This window comes from Prosthecobacter sp., from assembly GCF_044232965.1.
Taxonomy (GTDB): domain Bacteria; phylum Verrucomicrobiota; class Verrucomicrobiia; order Verrucomicrobiales; family Verrucomicrobiaceae; genus Prosthecobacter.
This window is the reverse complement of the sequence record NZ_JBIIKX010000016.1, coordinates 32647-46737: the sequence shown is the minus strand read 5'-3', so window position 1 is coordinate 46737 and position 14091 is coordinate 32647. Positions and strand designations below refer to the sequence as shown.

Annotated in this window: 9 protein-coding genes; all 9 read left to right on the top strand. The window is 62.0% G+C overall.

Annotated features, from left to right (window positions below):
* The first annotated feature begins 56 nt into the window (after nucleotides 1–56).
* The 9 genes from ACILSI_RS09195 (at nucleotide 57) to ACILSI_RS09155 (ending at nucleotide 14090) form a co-directional block, all read left to right on the top strand.
* Nucleotides 57–3293 carry a hypothetical protein gene (locus tag ACILSI_RS09195; RefSeq protein WP_395721575.1) on the top strand — a complete coding sequence of 1079 codons (3237 nt, stop codon included), beginning with the start codon at nucleotides 57–59 and terminating at the stop codon, nucleotides 3291–3293.
* Between the two features lie 43 nt (nucleotides 3294–3336).
* Nucleotides 3337–4173, top strand: coding sequence for a hypothetical protein (locus ACILSI_RS09190; RefSeq protein ID WP_395721574.1), 837 nt, complete (start codon nucleotides 3337–3339; stop codon nucleotides 4171–4173).
* Nucleotides 4174–4202: 29 nt separating this feature from the next.
* A complete protein-coding gene (locus ACILSI_RS09185) occupies nucleotides 4203–4418 on the top strand; it encodes a hypothetical protein (RefSeq protein WP_395721573.1) in 216 nt (71 codons plus the stop codon).
* Nucleotides 4419–4563: 145 nt separating this feature from the next.
* Nucleotides 4564–5991, top strand: coding sequence for a sulfatase (locus tag ACILSI_RS09180; RefSeq protein ID WP_395721572.1), 1428 nt, complete (start codon nucleotides 4564–4566; stop codon nucleotides 5989–5991).
* A 56-nt stretch (nucleotides 5992–6047) separates the two neighbouring features.
* Nucleotides 6048–7334 carry an MFS transporter gene (locus ACILSI_RS09175; RefSeq protein WP_395721571.1) on the top strand — a complete coding sequence of 429 codons (1287 nt, stop codon included), beginning with the start codon at nucleotides 6048–6050 and terminating at the stop codon, nucleotides 7332–7334.
* 111 nt (nucleotides 7335–7445) lie between these two features.
* Complete coding sequence (locus ACILSI_RS09170) at nucleotides 7446–8057, top strand: hypothetical protein (RefSeq protein ID WP_395721570.1); 612 nt, start codon at nucleotides 7446–7448, stop codon at nucleotides 8055–8057.
* A 150-nt stretch (nucleotides 8058–8207) separates the two neighbouring features.
* Nucleotides 8208–9311, top strand: coding sequence for an aldose epimerase family protein (locus ACILSI_RS09165; protein WP_395721569.1), 1104 nt, complete (start codon nucleotides 8208–8210; stop codon nucleotides 9309–9311).
* 150 nt (nucleotides 9312–9461) lie between these two features.
* The gene (locus tag ACILSI_RS09160; RefSeq protein WP_395721568.1) at nucleotides 9462–10121 is read left to right on the top strand and encodes a GntR family transcriptional regulator; all 660 of its coding nucleotides are present in this window, start codon (nucleotides 9462–9464) and stop codon (nucleotides 10119–10121) included.
* A 39-nt stretch (nucleotides 10122–10160) separates the two neighbouring features.
* On the top strand, nucleotides 10161–14090 hold the full coding sequence (locus tag ACILSI_RS09155) for a DUF1592 domain-containing protein (protein WP_395721567.1): 3930 nt from the start codon (nucleotides 10161–10163) through the stop codon (nucleotides 14088–14090).
* Nucleotide 14091 lies beyond the last annotated feature (1 nt).

The window sequence follows — 14091 nt, the reverse complement described above, 5'->3', positions numbered from 1 at the left end:
GATTTTGGATGTTTGTGCTGTTGATAGGACCAGCAACGCTTCGTTAGCATGGAACCATGAGCCGCCGCTTTCATTTCACAACGATTACAACCAGCATTCTGTCCATCGCGCTTGCCTTGGGCCTTTTCGTTTCGTCAGGCTACCTTGCTCTTGCCGCCGAGCCTGCAAGTCACCCGCCGGTGCCTATCCGGTTTCATCTGGATGAGCCTCGCACGGTCACACTGGTCATCGAGGACACAGGGGGGCAAAGGATTCGGAATCTCATCAGTGCGCAGTCGTTTCAGGCGGGTGATCAAACGGTGTGGTGGGATGGAATGCGCGAGGATGGAGTGGAGGAGATCCACGTTCAGGGCATCGCGCGGTTCAATCGTCAGCGCTATGCCGTCGCGCAGCCGGGATCGTATCGCGTGCGCGGGTTGTCGCGTGGGGCGCTGGATTTGAAGTTTGAGTTCACGCCTTACACCGCAGGCAGTCCGCCATGGAAGACCGAGGATGGCTCGGGCGGCTGGCTGCATGACCATTCGCCGCCGTCAGACATCCTGTGGGTGCCGGAGAAGAAGCAGTTCTTCGTCGTGAGCTTTGTCGGCGAGATCGGCCACGGCGCGGTGTGGCTGGATGAAACGGGACGCAAGGTGTCGGGCACGCGCGGCTTTGGTGCGGCGGGTGGATGGTGCGGGGCGCAGTTTCTGGCGCGTGACAGCAAGGCCAGGGCTGGCGTGTGGGCGCACAGCGCGGTGGCCTTTGGGAAATTGTGCGAACTGTGGGAACACGGTGCCGGTGCGCGACGGGTGTGGCGGCAGGAGTTTGGGGACAAGGACGACGAGCGCATCGGCGGACTCGCAGTGCACGATGGCGTGGCGGTGCTAAGTTTTCCGAAGACGAACCGGCTGCTGTTTGTGTCCTGCGCCAAGGGCGAAACGCTCGGCGAAACGACACTCGATGCGCCACGTGGCATGGCGGTGGATGCGCGAGGTCGTTTGCTGATTATCTCCAGCCGCACGCTGCTGCGCTATCCGAGCGTGGCGGCGGCGCGTTCGGGAGAAAAGTCGGAGACGGTCATTCCGGCAGAGCGCCTCGACGAACCGCAGCGCATCACGGTGCATCCAGATGGAAGACTCCTCGTCAGCGACTGGGGCGGCAGTCATCAGGTGAAGATCTTTTCCGAAGCGGGCGAGTTTCAATCGGCCATCGGCAAAGCCGGCAAGCCTCAAGCGGGCCGCTACGATCCGCTGCATCTTCATCATCCGAACGGCTGCTGCATCGCCCCCGATGGCAGTCTGTGGATCGCGGAAGCGGACATGGCACCGAAGCGCCTGAGCGCCTGGAGCCCCGACGGCAAGCTGCTCCGCGCCTTCTACGGGCCCTCCGGCTATGGCGGCGGCGGGACGATTGATGCGAGTGATCCGTCGCGCTTCTTCTATGCCTTCAGCGGACATCTCGATGCGCGTTGTGTGATGGAGTTCAAGCTCGATTGGAAGACGGGCGGCTGGCAGTTGAAGAACGTGCTGTCGCGCCCGGACGAACATGGCGGGCTGTCACTTCCCGGGGCTCCCGAGTTGCCGCTGCATAGGGATGGTCGCACGTATCTCGTCGATTGTTTCAACTCCAACCCCATCGGCGGCAGGCCGGTCGTCAGCATGGGGCTCATTCGCGAGGATCGCCTGATTCCCGTGGCCGTGGTGGGTCACGCCAAGCCGCTGATGAGCAACTGGTCGCCGCTCAAAGCACTGGATTTGAAAACCAAGTTCGGCGGCAAGGAAGAGTCGGCATTCCTGCTCTCGTGGAGCGATGGGAATGGCAATGGGGCAGTTGATGCCGACGAAGTGCAAGTGATCGAACGCGCCGGTGCCGATGGCCTGCTGACGATGCTGCCCGACTTTCGCATCCTCAGCTCCGCAGGCTGGGAAATCGCGCCGCCGCAGTTCGGCAAAGACGGTGTGCCACGCTACGACCTCACCCAGATGAAGCGTCATTTTGAAGGACGCCTCAGCGGTCAACCGCTCCTCGCCGCCGACGGCACCTGGGTGGTGAGCGGTGGTCCCTTCACCGGCTATCGCGAGGGAAAGGTGCGCTGGAGTTATCCGAACGAATGGCCCAGCCTGCACGCCAGCCAGAACTTCTCGCCCAAGCCTCGGCACACTGGCGATGTCATCGGTCCGTGCCGCGTGCTTGGCTACCCAGTCAAAGCATCCGACACACGCATCGGCGAGCTGTGGGCCATCTATGGCAACTTCGGCGACATCTTCCTGATGACCACCGACGGCCTGTTCGTGGCGGAGCTGTTCCATGACCGCCGCGTGCTCGGCCTCGGCAGCGGGCCAGATTACACCCTCGGGCCTCGCGATGGATCACGCGGCGTGTCGCTCGCCCACCTCAGCCTCACGGAGGAAACGTTCTGGACCACCTGGACGCAAACGCCCGACCAGAAGGTGTATCTCGTCGCCGGTCACGGCCATTCCACCATCAATCGGCTGGATGGATTGGAGACGCTGCAGCCTTTCCCCGCGCAGACCATCGAGTTCACCGCCGAACTCGCGCAAGCCTCGCAAAACTACGCCAGTGAACAGGAGAAACTGCGACAGGCGAAAAGCCGCGACGAAGGCCTCTCCATCCTCATGCGCCGAGGACGCAACGTGCCCGTCGTGGATGGTCTTGATGGCGATTGGATCAAAGCCCCGTGGGTCACCATCGACGGCAGGACCGAAGCCGCGATGCAGACCGGCAATGACAAGGTCTTCGTCGCCGTGCGGTCTGCCGATCCCGGCCACGAACGACTCACCCGCAACGTCGCCGACTCGAAGACGCTCCTTTTCAAAGGCGGCGGTGCCATCGACCTGCAACTCGGCACCGACCCAACCGCCGCAGCCGACCGAACCAAGCCCGTCCTCGGCGACCTGCGTTTGCTCGTGACCCAGCATCAAGGCAAGCCCACCGCCACGCTCTACCGCCCCGTCTCCGACAGCACCCTGCACCGCGAGACCTTCACCTCGCCCGTGCAAACCGTGGCCATCGACGAGATCGTCGACGCCAGCCCCGATCTCGCCCTCAAAGAATCGCACACCGCCGACCGCAGCTTCTACGAGTTCTCCATCCCTTTGAAACTCCTGCGGCTCCAACCCGATGCGACCAAGGCACTGCGAGGCGACATCGGGGTCATCATCGGCAACGCCATCGAAACCACCGCCCGCGCCTATTGGCACAACAAGCGCATGACCATCGTCACCGACATCCCCACCGAAGCCAGCCTCTACCCGCAGCACTGGGGTGCGCTCCGTTTTGAAAAGGCCGAGTGAATGAACCGCCGCCGATTCTCTCATTACCGCAACACCCGACATCATGAAACCACTCCTCGCCTTCCTTCTTCTCACCACCAGTTTCTCCTTCGCACAGACACCCGACCTGGCGCTCGCACGCGACAAGAACTGGCTCGTCATCCAAGGCCCGCATCTGCCGAAGGGCGAGATTCGCATCAACTATCTCGAAGCGTATTGCCGCACCCACTCCACCACCGCCGACTGGCACGACACCACCATCGGCCACACGACAGAACTCCTCTCAGTCAGCGAGGACAAGAAGACAATGAAGCTGCGCTGCACCGTCAAAGACGGCGTCATCGTCGATCACACCATCACCGCCAGCGCCGACGATGTCACCTTTGCCATCAACGCGCACAATCCCTCCGCGACCGCCTCCGGCGCGCACTGGGCGCAGCCCTGCATCCGCCTCGGCGACTTCACCGGCTATGACAACAAGGGCAAGGATATCGACGACTACCTTCCCAAGTGCTTCCTCTTCCTCGACGGCAAGCTCACGCGGATGAGCGACATCAAGCCATGGATCAAAGAAGCCCGCTACATCCCCGGCCAGGTCTGGTGCCCGAAGGACGTGCCACGCACCGACGTGAACCCGCGCCCGCTCAGTCCGCTGGTGCCCAGCAACGGCCTCATCGGCTGCTTCAGCGGCGATGAGAAACAACTCTTCGCCGTCGCCTTCGACCCTTACCAGGAACTCTTCCAAGGCGTCGCCCGCTGCCTCCACTCCGACTTCCGCATCGGCGGCCTGAAACCCGGCGAGACGAAGTCCATCAAGGGCAAGATCTACATCCTGCCGAATGACGTGCCCGCGCTGCTGACGCGATACGCGAAGGATTTTCCAACGCAGCCAGAGAAGTGAGGCTCGAAAACACTCACGCATGAACCGTCATGCCCACAGCGCCGGACAACCACGACGCCCATGACTACGCCGAGCGCATCCGCGAGCGACTGCGGTGCCGATTGCAGGAGCTGCGGGAACGCTGCGGACTGAGCAAATACGGCCTTGCTCGTGAGAGTGGCATCATTCGCGAATACATCGGCAAGCTGGCAGCAATGAGACGGCTCTCGCGATCCATCACAAAGAAGAACACATTGGGCTACTGATCAAACATGAGCCGGAATGCCTGTGGATCTGCCATGCTGGCGAAAAAGGCGCTTTGGAGTGACTTGGGAGACATGGCAGGATGATGACAACTTTTGGCAGATCTAGGCCATGTATTCCCGAATGGTGGGGCGTTTTACTTTCACCATGAAATCCCGGCGCTTCTACCTCCTCTCTCTGCTGCTCGCGCCGCTCGTCACGCTGCACGCGGCCAGTCCTGTGCCATCCAAACCGAACATTCTCGTCATCCTCACCGATGACCTCGGCTACGACGACGTAGGGTGCTACTGGATGCCGGACAACCGCTCGGGCTTCGAGAAGATCCGGACACCGAACCTCGACCGGCTCGCCGACGAGGGTGCCAGGTTCACCGATTTCTATTCTCCCGCCCCCGTTTGCACCCCGTCCCGCGCAGCACTCATGACCGGCTGTTACCCGGTGCGGGTGGGCATGTCCAGCTTCGGACGCAATGGCGACGGCGTCCTCGCACAGCAGCACGTGGAGGGGCTGAACCCCGACGAGGTCACTCTGGCTGAGATTTTGAAGGGGCGCGGCTACGCCACCGCCTGCATCGGCAAGTGGCACCTCGGGCACTTGGCCCCATTTGCCCCGCGCGAGCATGGCTTCGACGCGTTTTACGGGATGATGTTCCCCAACGACATGAAACCCTTTGTCCTCCACCGCGACGAGACGGTCATCGAGCCGCACCCCGACCAGAAGACGCTCAACGAGAAGTTCACGGAAGAGGCGGTGAAGTTCGTGAGGGCGAAACGCGACCAGCCGTTCTTCCTTTATCTCGCCTACAGCGCACCGCACATCCCGTTGCACGTCTCCGACCGCTTCCGGGGAAAATCGGCGCGGGGCTTGTATGGGGACGTCGTCGAATGCATGGACTGGGGCGTGGGCGAGGTCCTGAAGGCCCTGGACGAAACCGGGCTCGCAGGCCGGACACTCGTGGTCTTCACTTCGGACAACGGGCCGGACACACGCGGACCCTACGACAAGCGCGGCCAGGCCTTCCCCCTGCGGGCGGCGAAGGCGACCACGCGGGAGGGAGGCGTGCGTGTTCCTTGCCTGATGCGTTGGCCGGGCCGAATCCCCGCCGGCCTCGTCTGCCGCGAGATCGCCTCCGCGATGGACGTCCTGCCCACCGCTGCCGGTATCGCCGGAGCGCAGCCTCCGCAGGACCGGATCATCGATGGAAAGGACATTCTCGCGCTGATGACCAAGCCCGGTGCGCCGAGTCCTCACGACGCGTTCTTCTACTACAACGGGGAGAAACTAGAGGCGGTCCGCAGCGCGAACTGGAAGCTCGTCTTCCCGCGCACGGCAATGGATGACACCCCGTATGAGCGGAAGCCGGGAGCCGCGAAGGAGGCACTTCTGCCCGAGGCGCTCTACGATCTCGCGGCGGACGTGGGCGAGACGAAAGACTTGATCAGACAACACCCTGAAGTCGCGCAACGTCTGCGTGCTCTAGCGGAGAGGATGCGCGACGACATGGGTGACTCCGCCACCAGCCAGAAGGGCAAAAACCGCCGCCCCGTGGGCCGCCTGCCTGCTTCGGGCCAGTGATGAAAAGGTGTGACCGTCGGGGCCGTTCGTGGAATGACACGAAGCCACGAACGATCATGCCCCAACCTCCACCAACTCAAGCACGCCGCGTCGTGCTCTTCTTCGCCGTCACTTTGGCGATCATTACTTATGTGGATCGCGTCTGCATTTCACAGGCGGCTCCCGCGATGCAGGAGGATCTGGGGCTGACGAAAATCCAGATGGGTTATGCCTTCACCGCTTTTGGTTGGGCTTACGCCTTGTTTGAAATCCCTGGTGGCTGGCTCGGGGATCGCATCGGGCCGCGCAAGGTGCTGATGCGGGTGGTGGGCATGTGGTCTCTCTTCACGGTGGCGACGGGTTGGGCATGGAATCTCTGGTCGCTGGTGGTCAGCCGGTTCTTCTTTGGCATGGGCGAGGCCGGTTGTTTTCCGAACATCACGAAGGCTTTTACCAATTGGTTTCCGGCGGCCGAGCGCGTCAAAGCACAGGGCATCCTGTGGCTGAGCGCCCGCTGGGGTGGTGCCTTCACGCCGCTCATTGTCGGCTGGATGCTGGCGAGTGGTGGTGAGGGCAAGTTCGGGCTTGGCCTGCATTACCGCTGGGTGTTTCTGATCTTCGGTCTGCTGGGTGTGGTGTGGGCGCTGTCGTTTTATCGTTGGTTTCGCGATCACCCGAAGGATCATCCGGCGGTGAATGCGGGCGAGCTGGCGGTCATCGGCGAAACCCAACACGCAGGAGATCATTCCATGCCGTGGGGCAAGCTGCTGGCCTCACGCACAGTCTGGATGCTCTGGGCGCAGTATTTCTTCATGTCTTACGCCTGGTATTTCTACATCACCTGGTTCCCCACTTACCTGAAGGAACAGTTCACTGGCATGGGCGACATGCAGCGAGCCTTGCTGGCCTGTGTGCCGCTGTTTTTCGGAGGCATCGGCTCCATCCTTGCGGGTCTGCTTTCGGCGCGGTTGGATGTTTGGCTCGGCAGCATCGCCCGCACACGCCGGTGGCTGGGCGTGCTCGGCATGGGCGCTGCGGGTCTCATGCTGCTCATCTCGATGCAACTCCACACACCCGTGGCATCCGTGCTGGCCATTGGTCTCGCGGCCTTGTGCAGCGATCTCGCCATGCCCGGTGCCTGGGGCGCGTGCATGGACGTTGGCGGACGCCACACCGGCGCACTCTCCGGCAGCATGAACATGATGGGCCAAGTCGGCGGTGCCATCGCGCCCATGGCCGTGCCGCTCGTGCTCGCCGCCACGAACAACAACTGGACCGTCAACATGGGCATCTTCGCCTTAAGCTACTTCCTCGGCGCCATCTGCTGGGTCTTCATCAAATCCGACGAACGTCTGCACGAATAACCCAACTCTCCACTACACTCCCTCAATCCCAATCGGACCGACGACTTTAACAGAAAAACTTGCGAGAGGACTTTTCTATCAGTTAAGCATGCGCTCGCACCATCCACATCCATGAAAAGCAAACTCATCCTCACGGGCGCTCTCCTCGCTATCGGTGCGCTCAGCGTACTTCTTTATCAGCAGCTGCACAAGCCCGCACCAGTGATAGCAGCGAAGCCTGCACTGCGGGATTCGCCGGTGAATACAGCGCGCCTGGCCGACTCGTCCACTCCTTCCATCAGCCAAGATACGAAGCCCGAACTTAGCGAAACAGCACGCATCAAAGCGGAAGCCTTCATCCGCAACCATCGCGGCCTGAGCCAGGATGCCCTACTGCAAAGCCCCGAGATTGCGATCTTTAATGAAAACTGGCAGAGGTTGATGAATAGTTTTTCGCCGCACGACAACCAGCGCATTCAAGATGCCCAGGATACTTTCGTCGCCATCAACGGAAAAAAATCTGGGTTAAGCTTGACCTTGCGCAATGTGGACGACCCCGCGTCCAGGGAGATGATCGAGGCTGCCTTTTCAGACGATCCCGCTTACGTCGCGGACTGGTTGTTGCGCAAACTTGACGCCGCAACCTTTGAAACGGCGATCAGTCCCGGCGTCGGCGAAACCAGTGAAGGGGTGAAAATCGTCCGTGGTGGTCTGAAGAAATCAGGCCATGTCACGCCGAAGTGAAACCGCTACAGCCAATCTGAGTCCACAAGAATTTTTTTCCAATGATCCTCTCCTCGCTCGATGTCCTCCAGGGCGAAGCGCCGACATCGGAGCCCATCGACACACCTCCGACTCCCGGCTTGTTAATCCAGATCACCACTCCACCACTCCATGAAACACCTCATCCTCACCCTACTAACCGTCGGCCTCCTGTCCGCTCAGGCTGAAGTCACCAAAGACAACTTTGGCACCACGCGCGACGGCGAATCCGTCGAGCGTTACACCTTGAAGAACAAGCATGGCCTTGTCGCAAAGGTCATCACCCTGGGCGGCATCATCAACGAACTGCATGTGCCGGACCGCGCGGGCAAGACCGCCGACATCGCACTCGGATTCGACACCTTGGCCGAATACGAAGAGCACAACGGCGGCGTATTTTTCGGCTGCATCACCGGGCGCGTGGCCAATCGCATCGCGGGCGGCAAGTTCGACCTCGAGGGCAAGTCCTACACGCTGGATCTGCATCCGAAGACCAGCTTCCACTTGCACGGTGGATTGAAGGGTTTCAGCAAGGTCATTTGGAAAGCGGAAATCATCACCGACCCACGCGGACCTGCTTTGCGCCTGACCTATCTCAGCAAGGATGGCGACCAGGGCTTCCCCGGCAATCTCAACACCAGCGTCATCTATGTGCTCACCGAGGAGGATGCGTTTGTCATCGAGTATGAGGCCACGACTGACAAAGCCACGCCCATCAACCTCACCAACCACACCTACTTCAACCTCGCCGGAGCAGGCAGCGGCACCGTGCTCGACCATCGGCTCACCTTGCAGTCGAAGCACTATCTTGAAACCGATGCCGACCTCTTGCCCACGGGCAAACTGCTGCCCGTCACTGGCACCGCGTTTGATTTCACCAAGAGCGAAGTCATTGGCAGCCGCCTCGATCAAATCTCCATCGGCGGCTACGACCACGCCTTCGTTCTCGCCGAGAAGCCGCAGACCAAGCCCTCCCTCGCCGCCGAAGTCTATGAGCCCAAGAACGGTCGGGTGATGCGAATCCTCACCGATCAACCTGGTATCCAGCTCTACACCGCCACCTACACCACACCGCTGAAGGGCAAAAACGGCGCGGGCTATGACCGCTTTCACGGCCTCTGCCTGGAGACGCAGCATCATCCCGACTCCGTTCATCACGCCGAGTTCCCCACGACCATCCTCCGTCCCGGAGAGACTTATCGCACCACGACCATTCATCAGTTCACCACGCGCTGATCGTTGTGGTTTGTGAAACGGGACTGGCATCAATGAGTCGGAACATCTTTGGCCCAGCAAAGCGTCCCTATCATTCTCGAGATTGACCGATGATTTTTGTTCAGGATTGAAAGAGCTCTAACAGTATACCGTATAGAAACGGTATACCACATGAGCATACCTCCGACGACAACCACCCGTTCCGACATCACCGTCTCCCGTCTCCGGCAAGAAATCCTCGATGGTGAAATACATCCCGGTCATCTCCTCGCCGAGTCAGCCGTTGCGCAAAGGCTTGGCGTCAGTCGCGTGCCAGTGCGGGAGGCGTTGTTCACTCTCGAACGCGAAGGGTTGGTGGAGTTCAGCGGCACGGGTCGGGCCTATGTCAAAGACCTGACGCCGCATGATTTTGAAGAGCTGTATGTGCTGCGTCTCGCGCTGGAACCTGTGGCGGCACGATTGGCGGCACCAGCCCTGCGCGAAGACTGCTCGCGTCTTGAGAAAAACATCAAGGCCACCAGCAAAGCCACCACCTTGCTTCAAGTCACGCAATTGGATCTCGATTTCCACGAGATCATTCTGGAGGCATCGGGGAATGCACGACTGCTCAAGCTGTGGTTCTCGCTGCGCAGTGAACTGGAGCTTTGGCTGGGGCGGCTGCATCGCTCAAAGCAACTCCAGACGCGCGGCACGCGTGCAGAGACGGTGAGCAGTCACCAAGGTGTGGTGGAGGCATTTAAAACCAAGTCCCCCACCGAGTGCGAACGGCTCATGCGCCAGCACATCCTGAGCTGGCGTGAATGGCTGCCGGTGCTGCCTGAGAACAAATGATTTTGTCGATGTCTCGAACGTCCACTCTCCACTCAACTCATGATCCGATTCTTTATCACCTCTTCAGTCGTGGGCTTCGCGCTCACGGCTGCTGCTGCCGATGGTCCGGCTGAACGAGCGAAGGCGTATGCGGAGCGGATTCATCCGTTGATGGTGAAGACCTGCGGCAAATGCCACGGCAAGGAGCCAAAAGACAACGATCTCGACCTCACGAGCCTTGTCACCGCTGAGGCGCTGCTCGCGCAGCCGAAGGTGCTGGAGGACATTGCCGAAAGGTTGAATGAGGGCGACATGCCACCGAAGAAATCTCCGCAGCCGAGTTTGGCTGAACGAGATCAGTTGCTTGGCTGGATCGGAGCAGCGGTGGATGAGGCGGCGGCAGCACATGCGGGGGACCCTGGGCCGGTGACGCTGCGCCGACTGACGAATGCGGAGTATGACCATGCGGTGCGTGATCTCACGGGCGTGGACATGCAGCCGACGCAGGCCGGTGAGTTTGCGCCCGATAGTGTGGGCGGCGAGGGGTTTGCCAATGTCGGTGAGGCCATGCCGATGACGCCGGGGTTGGTGGAGCGCTATCATCAGGCCGCGCGCTATGTCGCGGCGCGGGCGGTGCTGCTGCCCACGGGCTTCCGTTTTTCAACCTCTGCGGACCGTCCAGACTGGACGGCGGAGGCGGAGAAGGCTCTGCGCAGTTTTCACTCGCTCTATGCGGACAACTGGGGAAGGCCGCCGCTCCGTGCGCATCTCCTGGCGACGCTGAAACATCGCGACCGGCTCACTCGCGGTGGTCCGGCAGCCATCAAAGAAGTCGCCGCGGAGGAGAAACTCAACGCAACTTACCTGGCCGCGCTCTGGGCGGGACTCAGCGCCCAGCCGGCGGCGGTGCCCGATGCGCAATCGAAGCAATGGGAGGCAAAAGCAGCCCAGGTGGAAGCTGAGAGAAAACAGCGGCAGCAGGCTCTCGACTCGGCGCGGCAGAAAATCGAGTCGCGCTGGACTACATCGAAACGGGTGCTCGTGGCGTCGAAGGTGCCGGAAGCGGGCTCGGTGCCCTTCGACCATGCGGTGTCGGTTCGGCGCGGCGAAGTGCTGCTCCTGACTGTGCTGCCCAACGAAAGCTATGGAGCCGACAGCACGCTCATCGAATGGACGATCCGCGAAACGACCGGCGCTCGGCGAAGCTGGAGCGTCGCGGATGTGATTCCCGATCTTTTGAAGGGCAACCCGAGGTCGGACAAGCACGGGGCGAGTTGGAGCTTCCTGGAGACGACATCCGCCCCGGTGTTCCTCACCGAGCAGCGTAACAGCATCGCCGAACGCACCGAGTTGAAATCGTGGAGCCTCGGCTCCGAGCCCTCGATCTTTGTGAACACCGGCACCGAACCCTTGCAGGTCTGGACGAAGTTGCCCGCAAGGTCGGTCTTCGTGCATCCGGGACCGAAGCGCCATGTGACGGTCGCCTGGACAAGCCCAATCGATGCCGAGGTCGCGGTCGCGGGTCGTGTCGCCGATGCTCATCCTTCAGGGAGCGACGGTGTTGCATTTGAACTCTCGCATCTCGCCGCACCGGAGCTGGGGCAAGCGCTGGCCGTTGTGGGCGAGCGGCCTGCGATCCTACCGAGTGCGGGTCTGCCAAAGGATATGCTCGGCTGGATCCGAGAAAAATGGCGGACGACCACGACCGATCCCGCCCCCATTCTCGACGCGATCACGGCCATGCAGGACAAGTTGTTCGCGAGCCGCTATTTCAAGTATAAGCATAGTGTCCTCGCGGTGGGCAACGGCTTCCCCGCGTGGGAGGACACGATGCGCGTGGTGGCCACCGAGCGCATGCAAAGCGCGGCACGCGAGCCGATCTTCCGGTTGGTCGCTCGGCAGGTGGCACCGGCGGTGCCAGGCACGTTCGTGGTGTGGGATAAACTTCGATTGGAAGGTGGCGATGCGCCCGCTCTGGTGCTGGCGGAACACGCCGAGCTGCGATCAGCCATCGAAACCGCATCCGGGCTCCGTTTTGGCCGACATCCGAAAGGTCGTCCCGTGCCCCCGACGGCGCTGGTCACGGAGGCTGGCTCCGAGGTGCGCCTGGATTTGAAAAAGCTGCCAGAGCCGCTGATGAAGCTGCTCGCCCTGCCGCGATTGCTCCGTGCCGATGTGAGCCTTGAAGTCGGCAGCCCGCAGACGGCCACGGTTCAGGCGCTGCTGCTCGCGGAGCCGGACTTCCGGGATGCAAAGGACCCGAACAGGCTCAATCCCCAGCGGACCAACCCGACGGCGTTTCGGTCCGGCGATCCGCTCGTTGTGGACGAGCCCGAACTGCGTGTCGCACAGATCGTGCATCCGCGTGTCGCTGCTGAGCGCGCCCGCCCTGCCGCGGAGTTTCGCGCTCTGTTTCCACCCTCGGTGCTTTTTGAGCCGATCATCCCGCGTGATGCGCAGGGCAGCCTGTTCATGTTCCATCGCGAGGACGAACCGCTGCGTCGTCTCATGCTCAACGATGCGAGCCGCGAGGAGCTGGAGCGCCTGTGGAGCGAGCTGCATTTCCTGCGCGAGGACGCCCATGCCCACGCGCTGATGTATGCGGAGTTGCTGAAGTTTTACGCGAATCCGAACGGCGCACCGCGCATGGATTTCTTCTTCAATCCGGTCATTGGAGAACGTGTGAAGCGGGAGGAGGCGGCGCTGCTGGCCCAACAAGTTGCCGCCGAACCGAAGCACCTCGATGCGCTGCTCGCTTTCGCTGCAAGGGCGTGGCGTCGGCCCCTCACCGACGATGAACGCGAGACCCTTGTCTCTGCGTATCGCGCTGATCGTGCCGAGGGCATCAAGCATGATCCCGCTCTGCGTGCCGCGATGGCTCGCGTGCTGTCGTCACCCTGGTTCCTTTACCGCGTGGAGCAGCCGGCGGCCGGGCCGCGCTGGCAGCCGGTGTCGGGCGATGAATTGGCCACGCGGTTAAGCTTCCTGCTTTGGGACTCGATTCCTGATGACGAACTGCGTGCGGTGGCCCCGCGCCTCCACGAGCCCGCCGTGCTGGAGGCACAGGTGCGCCGGATGATCAAAGACAGGCGGACTCGCGGCATGGCGGAGGAGTTTGGCGCACGCTGGCTCGGCGTGCGAGACTTCGTCGCCAACCATGGCCGCAGCTTGAAGGACTTCCCCGAGTTCACGCCCGCTGTGCGTGACGCGCTGGCCGAGGAACCGGTGCGCTTTTTTGAAGACCTGCTCACCAACGACCGCGCGGTGAGCGACGTGATCGCCACCGATGCAGTCATCATCAACGAGGTGCTCGCCAAGCACTACGGCATCCCCGGCGTGAAGGGGCCCGAGTGGCGTCGCGTCGAAAAAGTCGCCACCTACGGTCGCGGTGGTCTGCTGGGACTCGGCGCCGTGCTCGCCAAGCAATCCGCCGCCGCCCGCACCAGCCCCATCAAACGCGGAGCCTGGGTGGCCCACACGCTCGGTGACCGCTTGCCCAAGCCTCCGCCCAATGTGCCGCCGCTGCCCGATGCCGTGCCCGCCGGGTTGAGCGTGCGCGAACTCACCGAACGCCATCGCAAGGACGCCAACTGCGCTGCCTGCCACGTCCGCATCGATCCGTATGGCATGACACTGGAGCAGTTCGACGCCATCGGCCGCCTGCGACCCGCCAGCTCGATGAAGCCCGGCGAAAGCCGTGCAACCCTGCGCGACGGCACCGATGTCCATGACTTCGCCGGCCTGCGAAACTACGTCGCCGGCCCGCGACGCGAGGATCTGCTGCGCACACTCGCCCGCAAGCTGACCGGCTACGCCCTGAGCCGCGCCGTGCTGCCCTCGGACCGCGCGCTCGTTGATGAAGTGAGCAAGACCATGATCACCGGCGGACGCTGGTCAGACGCCATGCTCGTCATCGTCCGCAGCGAACAATTCCGCTGCATCCGGCCCGCAGCCGAAACACAGAAATCGGCAGACAACCGGACCAAATGAG